At 67.6% G+C, this 26,578-nt stretch carries 19 protein-coding genes; 12 read left to right on the forward strand and 7 right to left on the reverse strand.

All coding sequences use genetic code 11. The annotated features are described in order from the left end of the window. Positions 1–13: 13 nt before the first annotated feature. The 4 genes from ACIBG5_RS32325 to ACIBG5_RS32340 are packed head-to-tail and all read left to right on the forward strand — an operon-like array spanning position 14 to position 11,478. The gene (locus tag ACIBG5_RS32325; RefSeq protein WP_396395302.1) at positions 14–4,030 is read left to right on the forward strand and encodes a Calx-beta domain-containing protein; all 4,017 of its coding nucleotides are present in this window, start codon (positions 14–16) and stop codon (positions 4,028–4,030) included. 38 nt (positions 4,031–4,068) lie between these two features. Continuing rightward, positions 4,069–7,725 carry a Calx-beta domain-containing protein gene (locus tag ACIBG5_RS32330; RefSeq protein ID WP_396395303.1) on the forward strand — a complete coding sequence of 1,219 codons (3,657 nt, stop codon included), beginning with the start codon at positions 4,069–4,071 and terminating at the stop codon, positions 7,723–7,725. A gap of 60 nt (positions 7,726–7,785) precedes the next feature. Continuing rightward, positions 7,786–10,659 carry a beta-galactosidase gene (locus tag ACIBG5_RS32335; RefSeq protein ID WP_396395304.1) on the forward strand — a complete coding sequence of 958 codons (2,874 nt, stop codon included), beginning with the start codon at positions 7,786–7,788 and terminating at the stop codon, positions 10,657–10,659. Positions 10,660–10,689: 30 nt separating this feature from the next. Next, positions 10,690–11,478: a phytanoyl-CoA dioxygenase family protein gene (locus ACIBG5_RS32340; protein WP_396395305.1), complete on the forward strand. Its 789-nt coding sequence runs from the start codon at positions 10,690–10,692 to the stop codon at positions 11,476–11,478. Between the two features lie 3 nt (positions 11,479–11,481). Here ACIBG5_RS32340 and ACIBG5_RS32345 read toward each other — a convergent pair whose 3' ends face one another. Next, positions 11,482–12,639 carry an N-acetylglucosamine-6-phosphate deacetylase gene (locus ACIBG5_RS32345; RefSeq protein WP_396395306.1) on the reverse strand — a complete coding sequence of 386 codons (1,158 nt, stop codon included), beginning with the start codon at positions 12,637–12,639 and terminating at the stop codon, positions 11,482–11,484. A gap of 124 nt (positions 12,640–12,763) precedes the next feature. On the opposite strand from ACIBG5_RS32345, the gene ACIBG5_RS32350 reads away from it, so the two are divergent. After that, positions 12,764–13,549 carry a 6-phosphogluconolactonase gene (locus tag ACIBG5_RS32350; protein ID WP_396395307.1) on the forward strand — a complete coding sequence of 262 codons (786 nt, stop codon included), beginning with the start codon at positions 12,764–12,766 and terminating at the stop codon, positions 13,547–13,549. Between the two features lie 51 nt (positions 13,550–13,600). Here ACIBG5_RS32350 and ACIBG5_RS32355 read toward each other — a convergent pair whose 3' ends face one another. Together ACIBG5_RS32355 and ACIBG5_RS32360 are read right to left on the reverse strand one after the other, a co-directional pair. Then, the gene (locus tag ACIBG5_RS32355; RefSeq protein ID WP_396395308.1) at positions 13,601–14,938 is read right to left on the reverse strand and encodes a Gfo/Idh/MocA family protein; all 1,338 of its coding nucleotides are present in this window, start codon (positions 14,936–14,938) and stop codon (positions 13,601–13,603) included. A 19-nt stretch (positions 14,939–14,957) separates the two neighbouring features. Continuing rightward, positions 14,958–15,620: an SGNH/GDSL hydrolase family protein gene (locus tag ACIBG5_RS32360; protein WP_396395309.1), complete on the reverse strand. Its 663-nt coding sequence runs from the start codon at positions 15,618–15,620 to the stop codon at positions 14,958–14,960. Between the two features lie 110 nt (positions 15,621–15,730). Between ACIBG5_RS32360 and ACIBG5_RS32365 the strand changes: the two genes are divergently transcribed. Further along, on the forward strand, positions 15,731–17,002 hold the full coding sequence (locus ACIBG5_RS32365) for a putative glycoside hydrolase (RefSeq protein ID WP_396395310.1): 1,272 nt from the start codon (positions 15,731–15,733) through the stop codon (positions 17,000–17,002). Positions 17,003–17,006: 4 nt separating this feature from the next. Here ACIBG5_RS32365 and ACIBG5_RS32370 read toward each other — a convergent pair whose 3' ends face one another. Beyond that, the gene (locus tag ACIBG5_RS32370) at positions 17,007–18,005 is read right to left on the reverse strand and encodes a LacI family DNA-binding transcriptional regulator (protein WP_396395311.1); all 999 of its coding nucleotides are present in this window, start codon (positions 18,003–18,005) and stop codon (positions 17,007–17,009) included. A gap of 202 nt (positions 18,006–18,207) precedes the next feature. On the opposite strand from ACIBG5_RS32370, the gene ACIBG5_RS32375 reads away from it, so the two are divergent. Genes ACIBG5_RS32375 through ACIBG5_RS32395 form a run of 5 tightly spaced genes read left to right on the forward strand, consistent with a single transcriptional unit; the run spans position 18,208 to position 23,632 of the window. Further along, entirely contained in the window at positions 18,208–19,809 is a 1,602-nt protein-coding gene (locus ACIBG5_RS32375; protein WP_396395312.1) for an ABC transporter substrate-binding protein, read from the forward strand. Continuing rightward, positions 19,806–20,810: an ABC transporter permease gene (locus tag ACIBG5_RS32380; protein ID WP_396395313.1), complete on the forward strand. Its 1,005-nt coding sequence runs from the start codon at positions 19,806–19,808 to the stop codon at positions 20,808–20,810. Before ACIBG5_RS32375 ends, ACIBG5_RS32380 begins: the two co-directional genes overlap by 4 nt. Continuing rightward, on the forward strand, positions 20,807–21,703 hold the full coding sequence (locus tag ACIBG5_RS32385) for an ABC transporter permease (protein WP_396395314.1): 897 nt from the start codon (positions 20,807–20,809) through the stop codon (positions 21,701–21,703). Before ACIBG5_RS32380 ends, ACIBG5_RS32385 begins: the two co-directional genes overlap by 4 nt. Continuing rightward, positions 21,700–22,692 carry an ABC transporter ATP-binding protein gene (locus tag ACIBG5_RS32390; RefSeq protein WP_396395315.1) on the forward strand — a complete coding sequence of 331 codons (993 nt, stop codon included), beginning with the start codon at positions 21,700–21,702 and terminating at the stop codon, positions 22,690–22,692. Before ACIBG5_RS32385 ends, ACIBG5_RS32390 begins: the two co-directional genes overlap by 4 nt. Continuing rightward, positions 22,676–23,632 (forward strand): ABC transporter ATP-binding protein, encoded by a 957-nt coding sequence (locus ACIBG5_RS32395; RefSeq protein WP_396395316.1) that lies wholly within the window; start codon positions 22,676–22,678, stop codon positions 23,630–23,632. Before ACIBG5_RS32390 ends, ACIBG5_RS32395 begins: the two co-directional genes overlap by 17 nt. Positions 23,633–23,677: 45 nt before the next feature. Here ACIBG5_RS32395 and ACIBG5_RS32400 read toward each other — a convergent pair whose 3' ends face one another. Then, positions 23,678–24,505: an MBL fold metallo-hydrolase gene (locus tag ACIBG5_RS32400; protein ID WP_396395317.1), complete on the reverse strand. Its 828-nt coding sequence runs from the start codon at positions 24,503–24,505 to the stop codon at positions 23,678–23,680. Beyond that, positions 24,499–25,095 carry a dihydrofolate reductase family protein gene (locus ACIBG5_RS32405; RefSeq protein WP_396395318.1) on the reverse strand — a complete coding sequence of 199 codons (597 nt, stop codon included), beginning with the start codon at positions 25,093–25,095 and terminating at the stop codon, positions 24,499–24,501. The genes ACIBG5_RS32400 and ACIBG5_RS32405 overlap by 7 nt, the downstream gene beginning before the upstream one ends. A 75-nt stretch (positions 25,096–25,170) precedes the next feature. Here ACIBG5_RS32405 and ACIBG5_RS32410 point away from each other — a divergent pair, with 75 nt between their 5' ends. Continuing rightward, positions 25,171–25,665 carry a winged helix-turn-helix transcriptional regulator gene (locus ACIBG5_RS32410; protein ID WP_396395319.1) on the forward strand — a complete coding sequence of 165 codons (495 nt, stop codon included), beginning with the start codon at positions 25,171–25,173 and terminating at the stop codon, positions 25,663–25,665. 28 nt (positions 25,666–25,693) lie between these two features. Here the strand turns inward: ACIBG5_RS32410 and ACIBG5_RS32415 are convergent, their stop codons facing one another. Beyond that, positions 25,694–26,578: a LysR family transcriptional regulator gene (locus ACIBG5_RS32415; protein ID WP_396395320.1), complete on the reverse strand. Its 885-nt coding sequence runs from the start codon at positions 26,576–26,578 to the stop codon at positions 25,694–25,696.

Raw genomic sequence — 26,578 nt, forward strand, 5'->3', positions numbered from 1 at the left:
CGCTCTGACATCGATGTCACTAATGGCCGTGACCGGCGCACCGGCGTACGCGGCCTCGGTGTACTACGTCGACTCCGCGGCCGGCAGCGACAGCACCGGATCCGGCAACTCGGCCAGCCCCTGGAAGACCATCGGCAAGGCGGCGTCGGTGGCCGGGGCGGGCGACACCGTCAAGATCCGGTCCGGCACCTACCGCGAGACGGTGCGGCCGGCGAACAGCGGTACGTCGGCCGCGCCGATCACGTTCGAGCCCGATTCCGGCGCCGACGTGACGGTGAGCGGCGCCGACCTGCTGACCAGCTCCTGGTCCGCGCAGGGCAACGACATCTTCCGCGCCACCGCGAATCTGCCGATGGGGCACTTCCTCGACCAGGTGTACGTCGACGGGGTCGCGAACAACCTGGCCCGATCCCCGAACACCCCGGTCGGCAACAGCTACGACCCGGCCTTGTGGAACCGGAACCCGTCGGCGTCGAACCAGAACCTGCTCAACGACCCGGTGAACCTCGACCAGCCGGCCGGCACGTGGGACGGCGCCGCGGTGTTCGCCGAGGACTCCGGATCCTGGAACTTCAGCAGCGTGCTGGTCGACCACTCCACCCCCGGCAACCTGAACCTGAAACGCGACCAGAAGTCGTATCAGCTCAAGCTGTCCGGCTACAACAACACGCTGCAGCTCGTCGGCCCGGGCGGGGTCCTCGGCACGTACGGACTGACGGTCGCGCCGAACACGACGTACAACCTCAAGGTCGTGACGGCCGGCAGCTCGATCCAGGTCTTCGTGAACAACGGCGCGACCCCGGTGATCGCGGTGACGAACTCCGATCTTGCCGAGGGCAGCTTCGGGCTCGGGCTGGAGTCGAACAGCGGGTCGGCCGCGGCCAAGGGTGAGTTCACCAACGTCAACGCCACCATCACCAGCCAGGACACCAACCAGGCGTCGGGCCGGCACACCGCGACCTTCGCCAGCAACATCCGCGGCTGGTCGATGCCGGTCGACACCGGCTGGTGGGAGACCGACGGGTCCGTGCTCAAGGGCACGACACAGCCCCAGGTGGGCGCGACCACGGCTCGGTACGAGACACCGACGACGGCCAAGAACTTCAGCTACTCGGCCGACGTCAAGCTGACCTCGGCCGGGATCGCGACGATGACCTTCCGCAAGGAGATGCAGCCGGGCTGGATCGTCGACCTGGCCAACTGGGGGTACGGCGGCGGCGAGGACGGCACGGAGTACTTCGTCATGGGCAGGCTCGCGGCGCTCGACTACCCGGGGGAGTGGTACTTCGACAAGGCCGCGGGCCAGCTGTCCCTGCGGACCACCGGTAGCGACAATCCCGCCGGCCACACGATCGAGTACAAGGCACGCAACCTGGCCTTCGACCTGTACAGCCGCTCGAACGTGGTGGTCAAGGGTGTCAAGTTGTTCGCCGCCTCGATCGACACGACCGACGGTTCGAACGACGTGATCGACGGCATCAATGCCAAGTACGTCACCGACTACTATCTGCAGAACGGCTGGACGTCAGGCATCTGCCTGTGCGGTACGAACGGCACGCTCAAGAACAGCGAGATCGCCTACTCGTCCGGATCGCTGGTGACGCTGCAGAAGGACGACAACAAACTCGTCAACAACTCGATCCACGACGCGACGTACGGCGGGTTCGTCTTCAACTCCGCGATCGAGTTGCTCGGCAAGGGCCATCTGGTCAGCAACAACAACGTCTACCATTCCGGGCGGTCGCTGATCGGCGGTGAGTTCTTCGCCAACATCATCCAGTACAACGACTTCCATCACGGCAACTACTTCGCCCATGACACCGGGATGCTCTACACCGCGCACAACGATCTGGGCAACTCCGAGATCCACCACAACTACTGGCACGACAACGTCCATCGCAGCAACGGGGAAGGCGACTGGACCGGAGGGATCTATCTGGACGAGTCGTCGGCGAACGCGCTGATCTACGACAACGTGACCTGGAACCTCACCTGGGAAGGCATCGTCGCGAACCATCTGTCGAACTTCGTCCAGATCTACAACAACACGACGTACAACAACTCCGGCATCCGGGTCTCCGAGCCGACGTACGGCATCGACGCGTACGGCGACCGGATCCAGAACAACATCGCGACCAACGAGCTCGGGACCGGCGCGACGGCGATCGGGGCGGTCTTCGGCAACAACTTCCCGCTCGGCGGCGACCCGCAGTACGTCGATGCCCTGCGCAACGACCTGCATCTGCAGTCGGCGTCGGCCGCACGTAACGCCGCAACCCCGATCCGAGGGATCACCGAAGGATTCGAGGGATCCGCTCCCGACATCGGGGCGTACGAGGTCGGCGGCGCGGACTGGACCGCCGGACAGAACCTCGAGAACCCACCGATCGTTTCCTACCAGCCGGTCGACACAGACTACGAGAACCTCGCGGTCAACGGCAGCCTCGACCTCAACCGGATGCAGCACCCACAGCTGAACAGCCTGTACGGCTGGACCCGGACCGGATCGGGCACCGCGCAGCCGGTGCTGGACGTCAACGGCGGCACACTGTCGAGCCGGTTCAAGTCCGAGACCGGTGTCGCGCTCGGCACCGGAGCCGACGGCATCGAACAGACCATCACCGGCCTGTCGCCGAACACGACGTACGAGGTCCGGGGATATCTGCGTGCGGAGGCGGCCGGCCAGACGGTCCGGCTCGGGGTGAAGAACTACGGCGGCACCGACACCGGCCTGGACGAGAGCGGGACGGCGTGGGGCGAGAAGACCTTCACCTTCACCACCGGCGCGGCCGCCACCAGCGCGACGGTCTACGCGAGTAAGTCGACGACTGGTGGCTATGCGTTCGTCGACGACATCATGGTGCACGCGACGGCGCCGACCCCCAAGCCGATGCTGCGCGTGAGCGATGTCTCGGTCGCCGAGGGCGACTCGGGGACCACGTCCGCGTCCTTCAAGGTCACCCTGAGTCCGGCGAGCACGGGCACGGTGACAGTCCCGTACTCCACCGCCGACGGCACTGCGACCGCACCGGACGACTACGCGGCGACGAGCGGGACGCTGACCTTCGCTCCGGGCGAGGTGAGCACATTGGTGACCGTACCGGTCGTCGGCGACACCTTGGTGGAACCGGAGCAGTCGTTCGTCCTCAAGCTCTCCACCCCGGCAGGCGCGACCATCGCCGACGGTATCGGAGTCGGCACGATCGTGGCGGACGACGCATCGATCGGCACCGTCAGCATCAACGACCACACCGCCGGAACCGGGCTCAACCAGTTCGACTTCCGCGGGAACTGGCCGACCAACACGAACAGCACGGCGTACCAGAACGACGTGACGTTCGCGGACCGCACCGACGACTACTACCTGGTCCGGTTCATCGGCACCCAGGTCAAGCTGATCACCGAGAAGGACACGGTGATGGGGATCGCGGCCGTCTCGGTCGACAGTGGGCCGGAGACGATGGTCGACCTCTACGCTTCGGCGCACGCCGGCCAGCAACTCGTGTACACCAGTCCGCTCCTCGGTTCCGGACAACACGTGCTGAAGGTCCGGATCACCGGCACCAAGAACGCCGGTGCGAGCTGGACCTGGACGACTGCGGACCGGGTCGACGTCATCAACGCGCCGGTCACCACCACCTCGGTGAACGACCACACGGTCGGCACCGGGCTCAACCAGTTCGAGTTCGCCGGGAACTGGGCGACCAACACCAACGCCACGGCCTACCAGAGCGATGTGACGTTCTCGGACCGGGCCGACGACTACTACCAGGTCCGCTTCGCCGGCACGCAGGTCAACGTCTACTCGGAGCGGGACACGACCATGGGGATCGCCGCGATCTCCGTCGACGGCGGGGCCGAGACGCTGATCGACAACTACGCGACGACCCACGCCGGCAACGTCTTGGTCTACTCGAGCCCGCCGCTGACGCCCGGTCAGCACATCGTGAAGGTCCGCGTCACCGGGACGAAGAACGCCGGCGCGAGCTGGACGTGGCACGTCGCGGACCGTGTCGAGGTGTTCTCGTGAGGCAGGAGCATGGCTCCCGGACAACAAGGGGTGGACTGATGCGAAGGAAGCGAACAGGCTCTGTCGTGGCCGCTCTGGCCGCGCTCGCGCTGGTATCGGGATCCGCAGTCGTCGCCGAGGCCGCACCGGCCGCGGCAGTGGGCACTGCGTACTATGTCGACGCGGCCAGGGGCAACGACACCAAGGGCAACGGCAGCGCGCAGAAGCCGTGGAAGACGATCAGCAAGGCCGCGGCGCAGGCTGGGGCCGGCGACACCGTCAAGATCCGGTCCGGCACGTATCGCGAGACCGTCCGGCCGAAGAACTCCGGCACGTCCGGCCGGCCGATCACCTTCGAGCCCGACAACGGTGCGAAGGTCACCGTCAGCGGAGCCGATCTGCTGACTGGATCATGGTCGGCGACCCATGACAGCATCTACCGCTCGCCGGCCTCGCTGCCGATGGGCGATTTCCTCGACCAGGTGTACGTCGACGGAGTGGCGAACAACCTCGCCCGGTCGCCGAACACCCCCGTCGGGAACCTGTACGACCCGAACCTGTGGGACCGCGACGCAGCGGGATCGACCGGCAGTCTGCTGCACGATCCCGTGAACCTGAACCAGCCGGCCGGGACCTGGGACGGGGCGGCGTTGTTCGTCGAGGACGCCGGCGCCTGGAACTTCAGCAGCGTGCTGGTCAAGAACTCGACTCCCGGTGACCTGCACCTCGACAGGTCGCAGGACAAGTACCAGGTGAAGCTCTCCACGTACGACGACACCGTGACCCTGTACGGCCCGGGTGGCGTGCTGGGTTCGGACAGCATGCCGATCTCTCCGGACACGACGTACCACGTCGAGGTCAGTGCGATCGGCGGCAACATCGTGGTGTCGGTCGACGGCGACAAAGTCATCTCGGTCTCGGGGGCCACGATCGCCGAAGGCACGTTCGGGTTCGCTGTCGAGTCGGACAGCGCCGACGTGCCCGCGCGGGCCGACTTCACGAACGTTGACGCCGAGATCCTCAGCACCAACCCGGCCCACGAGCCGACGGGACTGGTCGCTCCGACCTTCGCGAGCAACATCAACGGGTGGGTCAAGGGGGAGGAGACCGGCTGGTGGGAGTCCGACGGCACCAGCATGCACGGCTTCACGCAACCGCAGTCCAAAGGGACCATCGCGCAGTACGAGACCGGTAAGCCTGCCAAGGACTTCGTCTACTCGGCTGACCTGAAGCCGACCACCGAAGGTGTGGTGTCGCTGAGTTTCCGCAAGGAGTTGTCGAAGGGCTACGTGATCGACCTGGCCGACTGGGGACTCGGCGGGTCGGAGTACTTCATCATGGGCAAGCTGGCCGCGCTGGATTACCCGGGTGAGTGGTTCTACGACAAGACCGCGGGCCAGCTCTACCTGCGCACCACGGGGAGCGACAGCCCGAAGCGGCACAGGATCGAGTACAAGGCGCGCGACCTGGCCTTCGACCTGACCGAGCGGTCGAACATGCTTGTCAAGGGCATCAATCTGTTCGCGGCCACGATCGACACCGCGCGCGGCTCGGACAACGTCATCGACGGCATCGACGCCAAGTACCCCAACGACTACAACCTCCAGTGGGGCGCGGGGCGTGGTGGCGGCATCTGTGTGTGCGGTACCCGAGACACCCTGAAGAACAGCGAGATCGCCTACGCCTCCGGCTCGCTGGTGACAGTGGGGGGTCAGCACAACAAGCTGGTCAACAACCTGATCCACGACGGCACCTACGGCGGGATCGTGTTCAACTCCGCGATCGAGGTGACCGGACTCGGCCACCTGATCAGCAACAACACCGTCTACAACTCCGGTCGGTCCCTGATCGGCGGTGAGTTCCATTCGTCGATCATCCAGTACAACGACTTCTCCAAGGGCGACTACTTCGCCCACGACACCGGTCTGCTGTACGTCGCACACAATGACCTGGGTCACTCCGAGATCCATCACAACTACTTCCACGACAACGCTCACCGCAGCAACGGCGAGGGTGACTACACCTGCGGCATCTATCTGGACGAGTCCTCGGCCAACGCACTGGTTTACGACAACGTGACCTGGAACATCAGTTGGCAGGGCATCGTCGTGAACCGGCTGTCGAACTTCGTCCAGGTGTACAACAACACGACGTACAACCACAGCGGCATCCAGGTCTCGGAGCCGACGTACGGCCTGGACGCGTACGGCGACCGGATCGTGAACAACATCGTGGTCGACGGGATCGGCACCGGCGCCTCGAACATCGGCGCGGTGTTCAGCAACAACCTGGACCAGGGCGACCCGGGGTTCGCCGACCCGGCCGCGCACGACTTCCAGCTGGCGCCCGGCTCACCCGCCCGGGACCGGGGCACGCCGATTCGGGGCATCACCGACGGCTTCACCGGTAGCGCCCCCGACATCGGCGCGTTCGAGGCCGGCGGCGCGACGTGGACGGCCGGGCACGACCCCACCGACCCACCGGACCCGCAGTTCGGGTTCCTCGACACCGACTACACGGATCTGATGGTCAACGGCAGCCTCGACCTGAACCGGATCGGACAGCCGACGATCAACAGCCTGTTCGGCTGGACCCGGACCCATGACAAGACCGCGCAGCCGACGTACGACCATGCCGACGGCGCGGTGACGGCCCGGTATCACTTCAAGACCGGGATCGCGCTCGGTACCGGGGAGGACGGCATCGAGCAGACGGTCACCGGCTTGACGCCCAACACGACGTACAGGATCAGGGGCTTCCTGCGGGCGAACTCCGACGGACAGACGGTCCGGCTCGGCGTGAAGGACTACGGCGGACCCGAGGTCTACGAGGAGCAGAGCGCGACGTCATGGACCGACAAGACCATCACGTTCGCGACGGGTCCGAACAGCACCAGTGCGACGATCTACGGCTACAAGCCGACGACCGGCGGCTACGCGTGGGTGGACGACATCTACATGTACGCGCCGCCGATGTCGCTGGACATCAGCGACGCGGCCGTTCCCGAAGGCAATTCCGGTACGTCGACGGCCACTGTCCGCGTGACGCTGACTCCGGCCAGCGCCGGCCCCGTGACGGTCCACTACGCCACGGCCGACGACACAGCGGTCGCGGGACAGGACTACCTGTCCGCCAGCGGGACGCTGACGTTCGCACCGGGTGAGACCACCAAGGACATCCCGGTCACGATCACAGGCGACACCACCGACGAACCGGACGAGCGATTCTTCGTGAACCTGTCCAACGCGACCGGCGGAGCGGCGATCCACGACGGTTCGGCCTTCGTCACCGTGTCCAACGACGAGCCGCCGCCGGACGGGGTCGTCCGGGTCAACGATCACACGACCGGGACCGGGCTCAACCAGTTCGAGTTCGTCGGGGGATGGGGCGTGAACACCAACCCGTCCGCGTACCAGAACGACGTGACGTTCTCGAACGTGAGCGGCGACTACTACCAGGTGCGGTTCAGCGGCACGCAGGTCAAGCTCTACTCCGAGTTGGGCAGCGTGATGGGGATCGTCGGGGTCACGGTCGACGGTGGCGCGGAGACGCTGGTGGACAACTACTCGGCGACCTCGGCCGGTCAGGTACTGCGCTACACCAGCCCGGTGCTGCCGGCCGGTGACCACCTCCTGAAGGTACGGATCACCGGGACGAAGAACGACAACGCGGCCGGCACCTGGTCGGTCGCGGATCGCGTCGACATCACGACCTGACTCGAGGTTCCCCGGGGCCGGGCCGGCCCCGGGGAACGCCACCACTGAACGGAGCGACTCTTGAGCAGGTTGACGTACGACGCACAGTCGTTCAGCCACGACGGCGAGCGGATCTGGATCGTCGGCGGTGAGGTGCACTACTTTCGGCATCCCCGGGCCGAATGGCGCGACGTGCTGGTGCGGGCCAGGAACGCCGGGCTCAACACGATCGCGACGTACGTGCCCTGGAACTTCCACGAGCAGGTGGAAGGCACGGTCGACTTCGAGGGCGACAAGGACCTCGCCCACTACCTCGACCTGATCGCGGAGCTGGGGATGTGGGCGATGGTGCGTCCGGGTCCGTACATCTGCAGCGAGTGGGACGGGGGCGGACTGCCGGCTTGGCTGTCCGCACGGCCGGTCCGGCGGTTCCGGGAGGACGACCCGGTCTACCTGGCCGCGGTGGAAAGCTGGTTCGGCCGGCTGTTGCCGATTGTCAGCGCGCGCCAGGCCACCAACGGCGGTCCGGTCCTCACAGTCCAGAACGAGAACGAGTATCCCGGCGGCTGGGACGACTCGATGCGCCGCTACGTGCACAAGCTGACGGACCTGTTCCGCAAGCACAGCATCGACGTACCCATCCTCGCCTGCAACGTGCATGCGGCCGGACCGACGACCGTGAAGATCAACAACTCCACCGACCCGGCCGACCAGATCCTCGACCCGGACCTGATTCTCACCTACAACCACCACACCGAGGTCGATCAGGTCGAAGACTTCCGGGCCAAGCAGCCGGACGCTCCGCTGATCGTCTCCGAGTTCTGGTCGGGCGCGCCGCACTACTGGGGTGAACCGGTCACCGACTGGCCGGACGCGGCGTCGCTGGCCCGGGCAGCGAACGAGTACACGTCGGCCGGAACACAACTCGTCTACTACATGTTCGAGGGCGGCACGAACTTCGGATTCTGGGCCGGCAACAACATCGTCACCTCGTACGCGTCCGGCTACCCGGTCGGCGCGGGCGGACTGCTGACCGAGAAGTACTACGCCATCCGTCCGCCGAACCTGTTCGCGAACCAGTTCGCCGAGTTCCTTGCCGATAGCAACGAGGTCGCCGACGAGTGGGGCGTCGAAGGTGCGCGCGTGGTCGCACGACGGTCCAGTAGGGGAGACCTGCTGTTCGTCTCCACCGCTGACGGACGGGCCGAGGTTGTCCTGACACTCGCCAACGGACGGTCGCTACCGGTATCGCTGGGTGAGGTGCGGGCGGCCGTGCTACCGGCGAACCTCGCCGTGTTCGACGGCGTCACCATCGACTATGGGAACCTGTCGCTGCTGGTACGCGACGAGGCCCGGCGGACGGTGGTGCTGTACGGCCCGGCCGGCACCGACGGTGTCCTCAGCGTCAACGGCGAGGAGCTCGTGATCCCGGTGCGCCGCCGCGCCGTCGAGCATCGCGCCGTCGAGCACCGGTCTGCGGGCGACGTCGTACTGGTCGTCGTCGACGAGGAGATGGCTCGGCGTTGCTGGCTCGCGGGCGGCCAGGTCGTCTTCGGCCCGGACTACGTGGGGGACGGCGACTCGCTCGACGTCATGGTCAGCGCCGGCTCGCCACCGGTCGTCAGCCTGGACCGGACCGGGCGGCCGGTGCCGCATCCGTGTGAGCCGATGGAGCACGACACGAGTCCGCCCGAGCTGTCCGGATGGCGCGAGTCTCCGGCCGGCCTGGACCCCTCGTCCGGGTGGCTCACGCTGGCCGAACCGGTGTCCCACGAGCGCCTCGGCGTCACTCAGGGATACGTGTGGTACGCGGCCGAGGTGGAGTCCGCGGAAGCCGGCGTACGGAATCTGCTGCTCACTCAGGCCCCGAACCGGGTCTCGGTCTGGGTGAACGGGACGTACAACGGCACCCATGCCGCTCGGCGCTCGGTGCGGATGCGGGACGAGTACGCGCATCCGGCCGACTGGGCCTTCGAGCAACTGCCGGTGACGCTGGCCGCGGGGACGAACCGGCTGGTCTTCCTCTCCGACGACCTCGGGCACAACTACGACGTACCGGTTCCGGTCGGCATCCAGGGCCCGGTGTTCGCAGGGTCTCGCCGCATCGAGATCGCCGGTGTCCAGGAGATCGAGCCGCAACCGGTGTCCGCCGAGGCGTTCGGCTTCCTCTACGACACCTTCCACCGCACGCCGGAGCCACTGCCGGCGGTCGAGTTCGACCTGACGCTCGGGCCGGACGAGGAGGCGTTGGTGGTGATCCACGGCGTGCACGCGTGGGTACACGCCGGCGGCGTCGAGGTGCCGCCGATGTCGTTCCCGGAATCGCCATGGACGATGTTCTCCGCGATCAAGCGCTGGCTCAGCTGGCAGATCCCGCACAGTGCCGGCAAGGTCCGGGTGCAGTACGCCGGCTGCTCGGTGGGGGCCGTCCTGGACGAGCTGGTCGTGACGGTCCGGGTCCAGTACACCGGGTGCTCGGCGCAGGACGTCCTGGACAACCTCGCCGTGTACGCCGTTCCGGCGCGGGGTCGATGCGTGAACTGGCAGTGGCGGCGCTGGGAAGCAGACCCCGGCGCGGCCGGGACGGCCGTGACGACGGGAGCCGTCGACAGCAGTGTGCTGGTCCTGCTGCCCGCAGGGGCGCGGCTCGCGCCGAAGAATCGGGTGCTGTCGCCGTCGTGGTTCGAGACGCGGTTCCCGATGCCGGCGGGCAATCAGCCGGTCTACCTCGACATCGGTGCGCTCGACAAAGGCCAGATCTTCCTGAACGGTCGCAATGCCGGCCGGTACTGGCGGTCCGGTGGTGCCCAGCAGTCGTATTACCTGCCGCGAAGCTGGATGAGCGACGACAACCGGCTGGTCGTCTTCGACGAGCTCGGCTGCCGGCCGCACCACGCCCGGCTGGTGTACGGCGACGCCGGGCGCTGGACCGAGGTACGTCTGTCGGCGGACTGAACGCCGTACTTCGAGAGAAAGGAGCCGCCGATGACCGTGTCGGCACAGCAGCGCACATCGGCGCTGGCGCAGTACGAACGCGACGGATACATGATCTTCAGGGACGTCGTCGACCCCGAGCTCGTTGCCGAGGCCAACCACCATGTGGCGTGGCTGCAGGAACGCCACCCCGACGTACGGCCCGAAGATCTCGGGCACTTGTACGTCAAGGACGATCCGTTCTGGGTCCGGCTGATCGGCGACCACCGGCTGCTCGACATCGCCGAGTTGTTCGTCGGCCCCGACATCGCTCTGTTCGCATCGCACTACATCAGCAAGCCGCCGTACTCCGGCAAGGCGGTGCTGTGGCACCAGGACGGATCTCTGTGGCCGCTCGATCCGATCGAGGTGGTGACGTTGTGGCTGGCCGTCGACCACTCGACGCCGGCGAACGGCTGCGTACGACTCATCCCCGGCAGTCACAAGAACGAGTTCAGCGAGGTGCTGCTCAACGATCGGGTCGACAATGTCCTCGGCCTGGAGATCGCGTCCAAGGACGTCGACGAGTCCCGTGCCGTCGACATGGTGCTGGCCCCCGGCGACGTCGAAGTCCACCATCCGAACATCATTCACGGCAGCAACGCGAACACCTCGCCGAATCGGCGCTGTGGTCTCACCATCCGCTACATCCCGACCTCAACCAAGATCACCGGAGACGAGCAACCGTTCCCGAGTGCGTTCCTGCTGCGCGGCCGGCCGGGCGTCAACGTCTACAACCCGCGCCCTCGTTACGTCTCCGATCGGCATCTGCCGTTCCGCGGTTCCGACACCTGGAACTGACACCTAACTGTTGCTGCAAGCAATCAGCTCGCCGTTGACGACAACCGTGGCGAGGTCGCCGATGCCGCCGGTGGGGGTGCGGGTCAATTGGAGGAGGTCGGCGCGGGTGCCGACCTCCAGGCGGCCACGGTCGCGCAGGCCGAGCAGGTCGGCGGGGGTGGTCGTGGCCATGGTGACGGCAGTTTCGAGGGGGAGGCCGCCGGGGCTGGTGGACCAGCGGAGGCAGTCGAGGAGAGAGGCGCCACTGCCGGCGAGGTACGGCGTGCCGTGGAGACGGAGGCTGCCGTCGCCGGTGACGGTGACTGCGCCGCCGACCGCCGTCCGATAGTCGCCGGGCGCGCAACCGGCAAGGGCGGCCGCGTCGCTGGTGAGGACGCACCGGGAAGGCCCCTTGGCGCGGACGAGGGCGGCGAAGGTGTCGGCGGGCAGATGGTGGCCGTCGGCAATCAAGCCCGCTGTGAGGGCGTCCTCGGTCAGTTGCGCCCAGATCGGGTTCTGGTGGCGGTGGATCTGGGCGGGAAGACCGTTGCCGAGATGCGTGGAGAGTCGCCCGCCCGCGGCCGCGAAGGCGTGCACGTCGGCGGCCGTCGCCAGCGAGTGCCCGACCGACGGGAGTACGCCGTGTGCTGCGAGGTGGCGGGTGAACCCGATGGCGCCGGTGCGTTCGGGGGCGACGGTCATGATCGCGATCGCGCCGTCGGCCGCGGCCTGCCAGCGATCGAACTCGCCGGCGTCGGGATCGCGGATGACGGCCGGGTCGTGGGCGCCGCGGGCACCGTCCGCCGACGAGATGTACGGCCCCTCCAGATGCAGCCCCGGTACGCCGTACGCCGTGTGGGCATCGGATACGCGCGCCGCGGCAGCTCGCTTGACCAGGGTGGTCGTGGTCGGGGCGTCGGCGGAGATGATCGTCGGGAAGACCGTCGTCACGCCCTGTCCCCAGAGTGCGCGGACCAGGTCGGGCAGTTCGCTCGCCGGGCGGGACGGGTCGTTGACGTCGAGGCCGCCGTACCCGTTGAGCTGGAGGTCGACCAGGCCGGGGATCAGCAGCAGATCCGGCGCGGACGGGTGGTCGGCGATCTCCTCGATGCCGGCGGCGCAGAACCGCACCCGCACGCCCCGGCCGCCGGCCGTGTGACCTTCCAGGACCTCGCTCGACACAGTGGGCCTCCTCAGGCGTCCGGTTCGGGGACAACACAACAGCATCTTGGGACTCACGGCAAAACCTGCTAGTTTGCTGCAAACGTTTGTAGCCTACACCGTCAATCCGTCCCGAGGAGTGCACGTGCTCGACACCCGGACCCAGATCGAGGATCTCCGCCTCGAAGTCTTCGCCGACACCGCGGACATGGCTGCTGCGGCCGCCGCCGGCACCGCCGAGGTGCTCAGTCGCGCGGTCGCCGAGCGCGGCGCGGCCCGCGTCGTGATCGCCACCGGCAACTCGCAACTCGCGTTCGTCACCGCCCTCGCCGGGTACGACGTGCCGTGGTCGCAGGTCACCGTCTTCCACATGGACGAGTACGTCGGCATCGACGCCAACCATCCGGCGTCGTTCCGGCGCTGGATCGCCGAACGGATCGCGGAGCCGTTCGGGCCGGCGCGGGTCGAGTACATCGACGGCGAGACGCCCGATGTCGACGCCGAGTGTGCGCGGTACGAGGCACTGCTGCGGGAGTCTCCGATCGACCTGACCTGTATGGGGATCGGGGAGAACGGGCACCTTGCGTTCAACGAGCCGGGGCAGGCAGAGTTCGACGACCCGCGCTGGGTCAAGCCGATCACGCTGACGCCGGAATCGCTGCACCAGCAGGTCGGTGAGGGGCACTTCCCGGACGTCGCGTCGGTGCCGCCGACGGCGATCTCGCTGACGGTTCCGGCACTGCTCAGCGCCCGGGTGGTGCAGGTCGTCGCCCCCGAGCAGCGCAAGGCCGCCGCGGTCCGCAACACCCTGACGCTGCCGATCGACGCCGCCTGCCCGTCGACGATCCTCCGCCGTACTCCGCACGCCAAGCTCTACCTCGACGCCGCCTCCGCCGCCGCCTCCCTCGATCTCCTCCCCGCCACCGCCTGACATCCCATTCCCGACTCGCGGGGTTGTCCCCTCGCGAGTTGGGATGGGCGGTCAGCTCAGGTCGAGCAGCGCGGCGAGGTTGATGGGGCGGCGGGTGGCGATCGACTGGGTCAGAGCGTCGCCCATGGCCACGGCGTACGCCGCTTCTGTGCTGGTCGCCATCAGGCCCAGCTCGACGGACTCGGGGCTCGGGCCGGTGAAGAGGTCACGCCGCATCAGCGGGTCCGCGCCGCCGTGGCCGCCGGCTTCCGGGTGTACCTCGACGACGCGGGTCGGGCCGAAGAGTTCGGAGACGGTGATGTGGTCGGAGGTCGGTAGCGCGGCGCCGTCCACGGTGCGGCCGTGCAGCAACGAGATCGAGCCGTGGGTGCCGGCAATGCTGACCCGGAATCCTTCCCACGTGCTGGAGAAGTCGATTGAGTACGTCAGACTCGCGCCGCTCGGGTAGCGCGCGATCGCGCTGTACGTGTCCTCGATGTCGATCTCGGCGTCGTACAGGTACAGCGGCCGCGATCCCGGATACTGCCCGGGATAGTGCAGCCCGAACAGGCCCGCTCGGGCGGTGTTGTCGTCGGTGGGGAAGACCCCGGACTCCTGCTGGGCAAGGAAGTACGGGTCCTTCGCGCGCAGTTCGCCGACGGACAGTTCGCCGCCGGGGCGATGTGGGCTCGCCGGGCCGTAGTAGTTCATAGCGCCGTAGCCGAAGATCTCGTCCGGCGCGGAGCCGATCCACCAGTTGAGCAGGTCGAAGTGGTGCGACGACTTGTGGACCTGCAATCCGCCGGAGAGCGAGCGCCGGCGGTTCCAGCGCAGGAAGTAGCTCGCTCCGTGCCGCAGGTCGACGTGGTAGTCCATCACGACGCGCGTGATCCGCCCGATCGTGCCGGCCAGGATCAGCTGCTTCACCTCGCGATGCGCGGCCGGGTAGCGGAAGTTGTGGGTGATCTGGACGGTCCCGTTCGAGGAACGTTCGGCCGCGAGCACAGCCCGCGCGGCTGCGGCAGTGCTGACCATCGGCTTCTCGGTGATCACGTCCACGTCGTGCCGCAGCGCGCCGATGATGTACTCCTCGTGCGTGTGATCGGGCGAGGTGACGATCACCGCGTCCGGTACGACGATCGCGAGCATCTCGTCGTACTGCGTCGGTGGGAAGAACGGGATGGGTGAGCGGCCGAGGCGCTGCAGTGCCTGGTTGAACTCGGCGACCCGGTCCGCGTCGGTGTCGACGATCGCCACCACCTCGGCGTACCCGGACAGGTCGTCCTCGTCGCTGCCGTACCCGAAACCCCCGTCGGCGGTGCGGTCGGTCAGTCCGAGGATCGGCAGGACGAAGCTGGCCAGACCGCGGGCGGACAGACCGCAGACGGCGTACCGGCGGATCGAGGACATGGGTCTCCTTCAGCTGAGATCAGTCGAGCAACCGGCAGCAGGCGCTGTCGGCCGCGTACAGGCCAAGGCTCTCGAACAAGGTCCGCGCGATCACCCGGTGGCCGCGACCGCTCGGGTGGGTCGGGTCGGCCATCCACCGGGCCGGTGCCCAGCCGTTCCCGGCGGTGGTCCAGTGCGCGAAGTGATCGACCAGCACCACATTCCGCCGAGTGGCGACGGTGCGGATCGTTTCGGCGTACGCCGGGAGGTGGTCGCCGAGGTTGTACCGGCAGGTCCGCAGTACGGCGGTCGGCGTCTGAGCGACCACGATCGCGCCGGTCTCGAGGATGGTGGTCAGCAGGGTGTCGTAGCGCTGCGCGAACTTCTCGACGCCGTCCGCCCCGGCCTTCGCATCGTTGGTGCCTACGCCGATCAGGACCAGGCCGGGCGCGAGGTCGAGTGCGGCGGGGAGCCGGGCGAGGGTGTCCTCGGTGTTCGCCCCGGAGACGGCCCAGCGGACGAACGAGTCGCCGTGCCGGGTGAGCTCGTAGCGGATCCGTTCCTCGAGCAACTGGACGTAGTCACGTTCGGCGCCGGTCCAGTGCGCGCCCTGGGCAATGCTGTCGCCCATCGTGGACCAGCGGATCGGCCGGTCCGACTGTAGTGCGGCCGCCAGGGCCGGCCTCCCTGTGCTGTTCGACATGGCAGACACGATAGCAAGATTCTCTGCTATTGCGACAAACGTTTGCAGTCCGTATCGTCCAGCGCACCCCCTCCGCCACTGGGGAGAACTGAGTTACGAGAGGAATGTCCATGAGACTCCGCCGAACGTCCCTGGCCGCGCTGGTTCTCGCAGCCGGCCTGGGACTGCTCGCACCGTTCGCGCAGGCCAGTGAACCGAGTCCACCTGTGCCCGACCAGGCCGGTGGCACCTGCGCACCTGCGCAGTCGTCCGTCCCGTTGCCGGTGACCCGGGATCACGGCGTACTGCAGGCGCAGGTGTTCGACCGCCAGGTCGCCGATCCGTCCGTGTACGCGGGCCGGGTCGGATTCGTCTGGGCCGCGCTGCAGTCGGCCCAACCTCAAGGTGTGCTGGCCAGTTCGTACGTCACCGCGTTCCGCAACGCGCCCGCCCGGCAGTACACGCCGGAGTGGTTCAAGACCAACCATCCGGACTGGATCGAGTACACCCCCGACCGGACGACGCCGGCCTGGGAGTTCAACAACCAGGTCTATACGCCGATCGACATCAGCAACCCCGAGGTCCGGCAGTGGTACACCAGCACGCTGCTCGACCCGGCGATCGCGGCCGGCTTCAAGGTGATTGCCGTCGACAACATCGGCGTACGCAACGACTTTCACGTCAGTGGTCACTATGACGTCGATGGTCAGTGGGTGCAGCAGTTCGGCTCCGACCCGAAGGACCCGGCGTGGGTCGCCGACGTACTGGACTGGCTGCGATACCTGCGGGACTACGCGCACGCCCGCGGCGTCGCGGTCGCGTTCAACCTGACGTTCAACGGAAGCCTGCACGACGAGTTTCAGGACAAGTCGCCGGAGTACATGGCCGCGCTCGACCAGATGATCGACATCTCCGACATCTGGCTGAACGAGCAGGGCTTCACGGTGCACCGGGTGGAGAACGTGACCGACGACGAGTGGCAGCTGATGTTCGACCTGCTGCGCCGGCACCGCTGCACGCCGTCCGTCGTGATGAACAAGCTGCCCACCAGCTTCTGGTACGAGGCAACGCCTGAGCAGCGGCAGTGGGTCGTGGCGAACTACCTGCTGTACCGCGAGGCCCCGGCGATGCTCGAGAGCACCGGGAGCAAGGACTACGCGGGCTTCAACGAGATCCCGGAGATGGCGGCCGACCTCGGTACGGCGATCACTCCGCCAGTACGACGTGGCCCGGTGTTGTGGACGCGGTCGTACCGGGACGGGATCACCGTGGTGAACCCGTCGTCGGCACAGCCGGCGCAGCTGCGACTCCCCTCCGGGACGTTCACCGACCTGCACGGCGTGCAGTACACGGGCCGGATCGACGTACCCGCCAACACCGGTTTGGTCCTGAAGAAGAGCTAGTTGTTCACCGGGGGTCGGCCGGCGCGACGCCGGTCGACCCCCGGATCACGAGGCGGGTCTCGAGCTTGACCGTTGTCGGTGCGCCGAGCTCCTCGCCGTCGCGCAGTTGGTCGAGCAGCAGGTCCACCGCCGCCGAGCCGAGCTCCGCGGCCGGGACGTGGATCGAGGTCAGCATCGGGTGCGTCACCGTGGAGAGCGGGCTGTCGTCGATGCCGATCACGCTGATCTCGCGGCCGACCTGCATGCCCCGCTCGGTGAGCCGGGACATCACGCCGAGCGCGATCAGGTCGTCGTAGGCGATCGCGGCCGCGACCTCGGCGGACTGCAACAGGTCGGCGGCCCGCATACCGGCCTGGATCTGCGGCTCGAACGGGCCGAGCTCGCGCAGCTCCACATCGTTGGCCGCGCACGCCGTCGCGAGTGCGTCGCGGCGCTGCTGGTTGGACCAGGACCGCCGCGGGCCGGCCAGGTAGCAGATCCGGCGGTGTCCGAGCGAGACCAGGTGCTCGACCGCCTCCTGCATTCCCTCGGCCTCGTCGATCACCACACTGCGGGCGCCCTCGACCTCACGGTTCACGAAGACCACCGGGAGCTGCTGGGCGAGCCTGGTCAGCTCGGCGGGCGCGGTCCGCGGCGACGCGAGGATCAGGCCGTCGACCTGACGGCTCAGCCCGCGGGCGAGCTCGAGCTCGTCGGCGACGTGCTCGTCGGTATCCGCGATCAGTACGGCGTACCGCTTGTCGCGGGCGCGGGCCTGGACCGCCTTGATGATCGGCGGGAAGAACGGGTTCGCGATGTCCGGCACGACCAGGCCGACGGTGTCGGTCCGGCCGGACACCAGCGAGCGGCCGGCCCGGCTCGGCGCGTACCCGAGCTGCCGGGCGACCCGCTCGATCCGGGTCCGGGTCTCGGCGTTGACCTTCTCCGGATCGGTCAGCGCCCGCGACACGGTCGAGGTCGACACGTTGCAGGCCGCGGCCACCTCCGCCAGCGTGACAGCCAATGCAAGCTCCCCGGTTGTCGTGATAGATCAGTGCTCGTTGCCGCATCGTACCGCAAACGATTGCCGTGACTCTTGACCCTGATTGTAACCACTTGGTCGGGATTCCACTGCAAACAGTTGACTCTTGCTGCAAACGTTGGCAGTCTCATCTCACTCCGGCCGGTCCGGCCGGGGATCGAAGGGAGATCCCGTGCGCTCCAGGATGAAACTGACAGCGGTCGTGGCCGGTCTGGCCGCGCTGTCCGGGCTGACGGCCTGTTCGGGAGGCGGTTCTGCGGCCGGCGCGGCCGGAAGTGCGCCACCGTTGACCGTCGCGGCGTACTCGCAGCCGACCCTGCAGCCGAACTTCAACCCGTTCTCGGTGAACGCGTTGCGCGGCACCATCGGGCTGATCTACGAGCAGCTGTTCGACTTCAACACCGCGCACCAGAACGAGTTCATGCCGAGTCTGGTCACGAAATACACCTGGGCCGCCGGCGGGAAGGCGATCGACCTGAGCCTGGACAACCGGGCGAAGTGGTCCGACGGCAGCGCGCTGACCGCGGACGACGTGATCTTCACCTTCGACTACCTGAAGCAGCACCAGTTGCTCGCGCTGCCGGTCGACACGGTGATCAAGACCGCCGACGGCGTGCACCTGACGTTCAGCAAGCCGGAGTACGCCGCGATCCAGGATCTGGGCCGGACCGTGATCGTTCCGAAGAAGGTGTGGGCGGGCAAGGACCCGGACACCGACACGAACCTGCAGCCGATGGGCAGCGGTCCGTACTCGCTCGGCCAGGTGACCGGGCAGCAGGCGACGTTCACAGCGCGCTCGGACTACTGGAAGCAGAAGGTCCCGGTGCCGCAGATCACCTACGTGACCACCAGCAGCACCAACCTGCTGACCCAGCAGTTGGTCCGGCACGAGGTCGATCTGGCGTACGCGGGAATCCCCGACGTGAAGAACCAGTTCGTGCAGCGCGACGCCGCGCAGAACCACCTCTGGCCGATCTACGCCAGCATGAAGCCGCTGATGCTGAACCTGACGCGCAAGCCGTTCGACAACGTGCACGTCCGCAAGGGCCTCGCGCTGGCGATCGACCGGCAGGCGGTCACCGACGCGTACAACCCGGGCGTCTACCAGCCGGTGGGTCCGACCGGTCTCTACCAGGGCAACTGGTCGTCCTGGATCGCGCCTGCCGACCGCGACCCGGTGAAGCCGGACAAGGCGGCCGCGCTGGCCGAGTTCGCACAGGCCGGGTACCAGCAGCAGGGCGGCAAGCTGATCGGTGCCGACGGCAAGCAGTTGACGCTGCGGATCCTCACTGTCAGCGCGTTCGCGGACGGGATGGCGTACTCGCAGGAGCTGGCCGGTCAGCTCGCCGCGCTGGGCATCGATGCCGCGGTGAACGGCGTACCGTCGGCGGCGTACACCGGTGACGAGGACAAGCGTGACTTCGACGCGATCTACGGTGACGCGTTCACGTTCGGCACGAACCCGTACACGTTCTACGACCGGATGCTGTCGGTGAAGTCGAAGACCAACCTGGTCGGCTGGAACGACGCGGCCACCGAGACCGCGCTGGGAGCGCTCGCCCAGGCCGCACCGGATGCACAGCTGGCCGCGTCCAAGCCGTTGCAGCAGATCATGCTGACCCAGCTGCCGGTGATCCCGGTGGCGGTGAAGGGTACGCCGTACATGTACAACACCGAGCACTGGACCGGCTGGCCGAGTGCCGACGATCCGTACACGACGCCGGATCCGGGGGCGATCAGCGGGGTGTTCGCGTCCAAGCTGTTCCTCTCGCTGAAGCCGGCATGACCCGAGTTCTGGGTACGCCGTTCGTGCAGCGGATCGGGTTCTATCTGCTGGCCGCCTGGTCCGCTGTCACGATCAACTTCGTCCTGCCGCGGTTGATGCCGGGTGATCCGGCGTCGGCGATCCTGTTCAAGATGTCCGAGCTCGGGCCGGTGTCGGAGCAGCAGGAGGAGTTGGTGCACCGGCTGTTCGGCGGCGCGCGCGGGCAGTCCTGGTGGCACGAGTACGTCAGCTATCTGAACGGGATCATCCATCTGGACTTCGGCCGGTCGATCTCGTTCTACCCGGCGACCGTCTCGTCGGTGGTGAAGTCGGGCTTCCTGTGGACGTTGCTGCTGGTCGGCGGCGCGACCATGATCGCGTTCGTGCTCGGCACCTGCCTCGGCATCGTGGCAGGCTGGCGGCCAGGCCGGGCGGTCGACTCGGTCGGCAGCCTGACGTCGATCTTCCTGCACTCGCTGCCGTACTTCTGGGTGGCGCTGATCCTCGCGTACCTGTTCTCGTTCACGCTCGGCTGGTTCCCGCTGTCCGGCGGCTCCGACATCGGGCTGGTGCCCGGGTTCACGCGGGACTTCCTGAACAGTGCGGTCCGGCACGCGATGTTGCCGGCCGCAACCATCGTGCTGACGTCGGTGAGCGGCTGGATGATCCACATGCGCAACATGATGGCCTCGGTGGTGAACGAGGACTACGTGTTACTGGCGCAGGCGAAGGGCCTGCCAGGGCACCGGGTGGTGTTCTCGTACGCCGCGCGGAACGCCGTACTGCCGAGCATCAGTGGCTTCGCGGTGTCGATCGGCATGGTGGTCGGCGGGTCGCTGCTCACCGAGATGGTGTTCAACTATCCCGGTCTCGGCAGCCTGCTCAACCAGGCGATCGTGAACGTCGACTATCCGCTGATGCAGGGTCTGTTCCTGATCATCTCGCTGACCGTGCTGGCGGCGAACTTCGTGGTCGACTCGCTGTATGTGCTGATCGACCCGCGCACCCGGGAGGTGTCGTGATCCGACGACTGGTCTCAGTTGGTGACCGGAAGGTGACCGTCGGCCTGACGGTGCTCGTGGTGATGCTGCTCGTCGCGGTCCTCGGACCGGTCTTCGTCAGTTCGGTGCTCGGTCAGTCGCCGACTACGCTGCACGCGGGTCCGCCGCTGGCCGGCCCGTCGGGGGCGCATTGGCTGGGTACGACGTCGTCCGGCGTGGACGTGTTCGCGCAGTTCATCACCGGGACGCGGGTCTCGGTGTTCGTCGGCCTGATCGGTGGGACGATCTCGACGTTCCTCGCCGTACTGTTCGGGCTGGTCAGCGGGTACCACTCGGGGAAGGCGGGTGCCGCGCTGACGGGGTTCGTCAACATCTTCCTGGTCATCCCGGGACTGCCGTTGCTGCTCCTGATCGCCAGCTACACCAGGGGTCGTGGCGGGTGGCCGGCGGTTGCGCTGATCATCGGTCTGACCAGTTGGGCCGGTGGTGCTCGGGTGAAACGAGCGCAGACGCTGTCGCTGCGCAATCGCGATTTCGTCGCAGCGGCCCGGTACAGCGGTGACAAGCAGTCCCGCGTGCTGTTCATGGAGGTCGTGCCACATCTGGCTCCCGTGATCGCGTCGACGTTCCTGTTCGCGGTCGTCGGGTCGATCGCGGCGGAGGCGGGCCTGGACTTCATCGGTGCCGGAAACACGAACACGGTCAGCTGGGGCACGATGCTCTACTGGGCGCAGTCGCAAGGGGCGTTGCAGGGCGGTGCCTGGTGGTGGTTCCTGCCGCCGGGCCTCGGCATCGCCCTGGTCGGTACGGCGGCGGGCCTGGTGAACTTCGGCATCGACGAGTTGTCGGATCCACGTCGCCGTACCTTGCGAACCTCTGCGCGTCCCAAGCGGCGGAAGGTGGTGGCGGCATGACGCTGCTCGAAGTCCGTGACCTGGTCGTCGAGTACGGGACGGATCAGGCGGTGCGGGCGGTCGACCGGGTGTCGTTCGACGTCGGGCGTGGCGAGATCTTCGGCGTACTCGGCGAGAGCGGCAGCGGGAAGACGACGCTGATGACCGCGATCACCCGGTTGCAACGCCCGCCGGCCCGGATCGCCGGCGGCACGGTGACGTATCGGCCGTCGGACGGGCCGCCGGCCGAGCTGGTCGGCTGCTCTCCGCAGCAGCTGCGCGACCTGCGCTGGGAGCGGGTCGCCGTGGTGTTCCAGAGCGCGATGAGCTCGCTGAATCCGGTGATGCGGATCGGCACGCAGTTCGCCGACGCGATCCGGGCGCACCGGTCGATAAAGCGCGCTGCGGCGTGGGACCGAGCCGCGGACCTGCTTGACCTTGTCGGCATTCCACGCGACCGAGTGCGCGGCTACCCGCACGAGCTCTCCGGCGGAATGCGGCAGCGGGCCGCAATCGCGTTGTCACTCGCCTGTGAGCCGGACCTGGTCGTGATGGACGAGCCGACCACGGCGGTCGACGTGGTGATGCAGCGCCAGATCCTCGACAACCTCAAGCAACTGCAGGACAGCTTCGGCTTCTCGGTCCTGTTCGTCACCCACGACCTGTCCCTGCTCGTCGAGCTCGCCGACCGGATCATGGTGATGTACGCGGGACGCGCGGTCGAGATCGCGCCGGCGGCCGACATCTACCGCGACCCGAAACACCCGTACACCCAGGGATTGCGGGACTCGTTCCCGTCGCTGCACGGACCCCGTCGCGAACTGCGCGGGATCGGCGGCGCCCCGCCCGACCTGCGGCAGCTGCCGGCCGGGTGCGCGTTCGAACCCCGTTGCCCGCAACGCGTCGACGACTGCCGCGAGACATCGCCGGCCTTGATCGAACGTGACCACACGCAGGCAGCCTGTCTGCTGCTCGACCTTCAGGAGGTGCGCCATGCTGGAGGCCGTTGACGTCACGAAGCGGATGCCGCTGCACGGCCGGCGGCACGGGCAGTGGTTCACCGCGGTCGACTCGGCTTCGTTGAAGCTGGAGACCGGGAAGGTGGTCGCGCTCGTTGGTGAGAGTGGTTCGGGCAAGAGCACGCTGGCCCGGATCCTCACGCTCGGGGACGAGCCCACCGCGGGCACGATCCGCCTGGCCGGCAAGGAGGTCAGTACGCGCCGACGGGCGGATCGGCAGGCGCACTTCGGTCAGGTGCAGCTGATCATGCAGGACCCGTTCGCCTCCCTGAACCAGTTGCACCGCGTGCGCTACATCCTCAGCCGGCCGCTGCGGAACTTCGGCAAGGACGATGATCTGACCGAGCGGATCATCGGGCTGCTCGAGCGGGTGAATCTGACGCCGGGGGAGCAGTACATCGACAAGTACCCGCACGAGCTGTCTGGTGGCCAACGGCAACGAGTCGCGATCGCGCGGGCGCTGGCGGCCGACCCGGTGGTGCTGATCGGCGACGAGCCGGTGTCGATGCTGGACGTGTCGATCCGCCTCGACGTACTGCGGTTGTTCGCGGACCTGTGCGCTCGGGACGGGCTGGCGATGCTGTACATCACGCACGACATCGCGAGTGCGCGGTACTTCGCCGACGAGATCACCGTGATCTACGCGGCCCGGATGGTCGAGGGCGGTCCGGCGGAGGAGGTGACGCAACGGCCGCGGCATCCGTACACGCAGCTGCTGCTGGAGTCCTCGCCGGATCCGGATCGTGACGGTGAACGCCGTACCCTGCCGATCGTCGACGCGTCGAACGAGCCGCTCGATCGGGAGCAGGAGCTCGCCGGTTGTCCGTTCGCGGCCCGGTGCCCGCACGCGATGCCGGTGTGCAGCGAGCAGCCGCCGCCCACGACCAGCACCGTCAACGGGCATTGGTCGCGCTGCTGGCTGAACGATTGATCCGCTCCGCGATCCAGCCGATTCACCCCCGCGAGCTGACCGGCGCTAGCCGTCGCGCCCGCTTCTTTCGGCGAGGCGTTGGAGTTGCCCTGTGTGTACGTCGCTCACCCATTCCCAGCCCGGCTTGGCCGATGAGCCGACTCGCGGGTCGCCGGGGTCCTGGCCGTCGCGCAAGGCTCGCACGTAGGCCTGATCCTGGTCGATCCGTGCGCGCAGCTCATCCGCTCCGCCGACGGCCCCATGGCCCGGGACGACGACAGTGACGTCGTCCGCGACGCCCGCGAACAGCCGCAGCCCGGCGAGGTAGTCCTCGAGCGGGTCAGCGGCGGTGCCGTACAGGTCGAGCATCGGAACCAGGACATCGGAAAGCATGTCGCCGGCGACGAGAACACCGCGTTCCTCGATCAACAGTGCCGCATGGCCCGGGGCATGTCCCTGATGCTCGATAAGCCTGACCTTCGGGCCGTCCCAAGGAAGATGGGTCGTTCCGGCGGGTAGACCGGTGATGAGGCCGAACAAGTCCAGCGGAATCTCGTCCGCGACTTCCGGCGGCAGCCCCTCGGCGACGCGGGCCTTCCAATCCGCGTTCGACAGCAGATCTTCCAGAGCTGCCGCGCAGCGGGCCGTGCCGTACCTGGGCGCATCGCCGAACTCGGCGTACCAGAGCACGTGATCCCAATCAGGATGCGTCGCGAAGCCTGCCACAACGGGCCGGCCGCCTGCGCGGAGGTCTTCCGCGAGACAGGCCATTTCGTCGCCTGTTATTCCGGGGTCGATGAGCAGCACGCCGGCGCTGCCCTGCACGACAACGGCGTTGTTCTGGATCAACTCGCTCTGGTGGATCAGTACACCTTCCGCAACCTGCGTCAGCATGCTCCGGCCTCCTTGACGTCGCGGATCGCGTAGCGGTGCATCGTGACGCCCTGCTTGAACGATCGCTGCTCGAGCAGCTCGAGGTCGATCGGCAGGTCGTAGTCGTCGAACAGCGGCCGGCCGAAGCCGAGGATCGCGGGATGGGTGGCGAGCAGCAACTCATCAAGCAGCCCTGCCCGGAGCAGCTGCGTCGCGAGCGCCGCGCCGCCGACCCCGATGATGCCGTCGGTCTCGGCCCGGAGCACGGCAAGCTGCCCGATCGCGTCGTCTCCGCCGATGATCCGGGTGTTGTGATCGGCGCTGTCGCGGGTGCGGGAGACGAGCACCTTGGGTTTGGCCGTCCAGATCTCGGCGAACTCACGCATGAAGTCCGGCAGCGACGCGTCCTCGCGTCCCCGTGGCCAGTACTCCTCCATCGTCTCGTAGATGACCCGGCCGTGGACCATCAGCGCGAGGGCCTGAGCGTGCGCGTTGAACGCGCGGTGCAGTTCCTCGTCGATGCGCAGCCACTCGCCCGCGCCGTCGTCCCCAGGGACTTGCTCGATCCGCAGGTCGAGGGACACGTTCATCGAATACACGAAGCGGCCCATCATCCCCCTCTTCCGAATAGTGCTTGCGTTCTGCAATCACTATATTGGGATGCAAACAGCTGTCAAGGAGGAGTCGTGGAACCACGGTCCGGATGTCCGATCAACGCCGCCGTCGAGGTGCTCGGAGATCGCTGGTCGTTGCTCGTACTGCGCGACGTCATCTTCGGCGACCGCCGCTACTTCCGGGCGCTGCTCACCGGATCGATCGAGGGCATCGCCTCGAACATCCTCGCCGACCGCCTCGTGCGCCTCGTCGAAGCAGGGATCCTCAAGCGTGGCACGGCCGCGCGGGGACAGCGCGCTCAGTACAGCCTCACGGAAGCCGGCATCCAGACGCTCCCGATCATCTACGCCCTCGGTAACTGGGGCCTCGACTGGCGCTCCGGCACCGCCGAGCTCCGCAGCCGGCAGCAACTCATGCGCGACGAGGGTCCGGCGTTCATCGAGGAGCTCATGGACGAACTCCGCACCCGCCACCTCGGCGCCCCGCCAAAACCGCACGACGGTCCAGGCCCCTTCGAACGCCTCGACGCTGCCTACGCCGCAGCCGCCGACCAACACGCCGACTAACGACCCCGAAGGAACTCATCGACCGTGCTCACGCAGCGGGGCTCACCAGGTCGTGTGCGGCCGCGGCGAAGGCGTGGACCCGGGCGGTGGCACCGTCCGTACGCCACATCAGGCGCCAGTGCACCGGCGGTGCATCCGGGAAGGGGACGTAGGCGACATCGGGGCGCAGGTAGTAGCGCCTGGCGTGGGCGCCGATCGGGAAGACTCCCCGGCCGGCACCGACGAGGGTCAGGATCTCCTGGAACGACCCGGCCGCCGGACCGGACTCCATCGGTGGTTCGGCCGGGGTCTGGCCCGGCGGATCGGAGCTGGGCAGATCATCGGGCGTCCGCAGTACGGTGACCCCGGCGAGGTCCTCGACCGAGACGGACCGCCGATCGGCAAAGGGGTGTCCGGACGGCACTGCGAGCATCCGTGCCTCGGTCACGAGCGCGGGTCCCGTGACGAGATCGTCCCGCTCGCTGAGGAAGCAGGTCAGCAGCACCTCCACCTCGCCGTCGAGCAGCCTCGGTACGGCGTCGTCGAGCTGCACCTCGCGAACCAGGACCTCGCAGCCGGGCTCGCGAGCATGCAGCAGCTCGGCGGCCTCAAGGAGCAGTTGACCTCCGGCCGCACCGACGAAGCCGACGCGCAGGGTGCCTGTGATGCCGCGGGCCGACTGAACTGCCCGTTCGAACCCGGCCACGATCAGCTCCCGCGCGGGCCGCAGGTCCTCGGACAGCCTCTGCCCGATGGGGGTCAGCTCCACGCGGCGACTGGTGCGGTTGAACAGCGGCGCGCCGACGCGCCGTTCCAGTCCCTTGATCGTCTGGCTGACCCGGGCTGTGGAAACGTGCATCCGCTCGGCAGTTCGACCGAAATGAAGTTCCTCGGCGAGCGTCAGGAATGTCTCCAGCTCGTAGCGCTCCAGCAT

It is taken from the genome of Kribbella sp. NPDC050241 (assembly GCF_044459685.1).
GTDB lineage: Bacteria > Actinomycetota > Actinomycetes > Propionibacteriales > Kribbellaceae > Kribbella.

Coding starts and splice junctions, on each gene's coding strand:
- ACIBG5_RS32375 (WP_396395312.1), top strand. CDS start 18,208: ATGAAACTGACAGCGGTCGTGGCCGGTCTGGCCGCGCTGTCCGGGCTG.
- ACIBG5_RS32400 (WP_396395317.1), bottom strand. CDS start 24,505: ATGCTGACGCAGGTTGCGGAAGGTGTACTGATCCACCAGAGCGAGTTG.
- ACIBG5_RS32360 (WP_396395309.1), bottom strand. CDS start 15,620: ATGTCGAACAGCACAGGGAGGCCGGCCCTGGCGGCCGCACTACAGTCG.
- ACIBG5_RS32390 (WP_396395315.1), top strand. CDS start 21,700: ATGACGCTGCTCGAAGTCCGTGACCTGGTCGTCGAGTACGGGACGGAT.
- ACIBG5_RS32405 (WP_396395318.1), bottom strand. CDS start 25,095: ATGGGCCGCTTCGTGTATTCGATGAACGTGTCCCTCGACCTGCGGATC.
- ACIBG5_RS32380 (WP_396395313.1), top strand. CDS start 19,806: ATGACCCGAGTTCTGGGTACGCCGTTCGTGCAGCGGATCGGGTTCTAT.
- ACIBG5_RS32395 (WP_396395316.1), top strand. CDS start 22,676: ATGCTGGAGGCCGTTGACGTCACGAAGCGGATGCCGCTGCACGGCCGG.
- ACIBG5_RS32330 (WP_396395303.1), top strand. CDS start 4,069: ATGCGAAGGAAGCGAACAGGCTCTGTCGTGGCCGCTCTGGCCGCGCTC.
- ACIBG5_RS32325 (WP_396395302.1), top strand. CDS start 14: ATGTCACTAATGGCCGTGACCGGCGCACCGGCGTACGCGGCCTCGGTG.
- ACIBG5_RS32355 (WP_396395308.1), bottom strand. CDS start 14,938: ATGTCCTCGATCCGCCGGTACGCCGTCTGCGGTCTGTCCGCCCGCGGT.
- ACIBG5_RS32340 (WP_396395305.1), top strand. CDS start 10,690: ATGACCGTGTCGGCACAGCAGCGCACATCGGCGCTGGCGCAGTACGAA.
- ACIBG5_RS32415 (WP_396395320.1), bottom strand. CDS start 26,578: ATGCTGGAGCGCTACGAGCTGGAGACATTCCTGACGCTCGCCGAGGAA.
- ACIBG5_RS32365 (WP_396395310.1), top strand. CDS start 15,731: ATGAGACTCCGCCGAACGTCCCTGGCCGCGCTGGTTCTCGCAGCCGGC.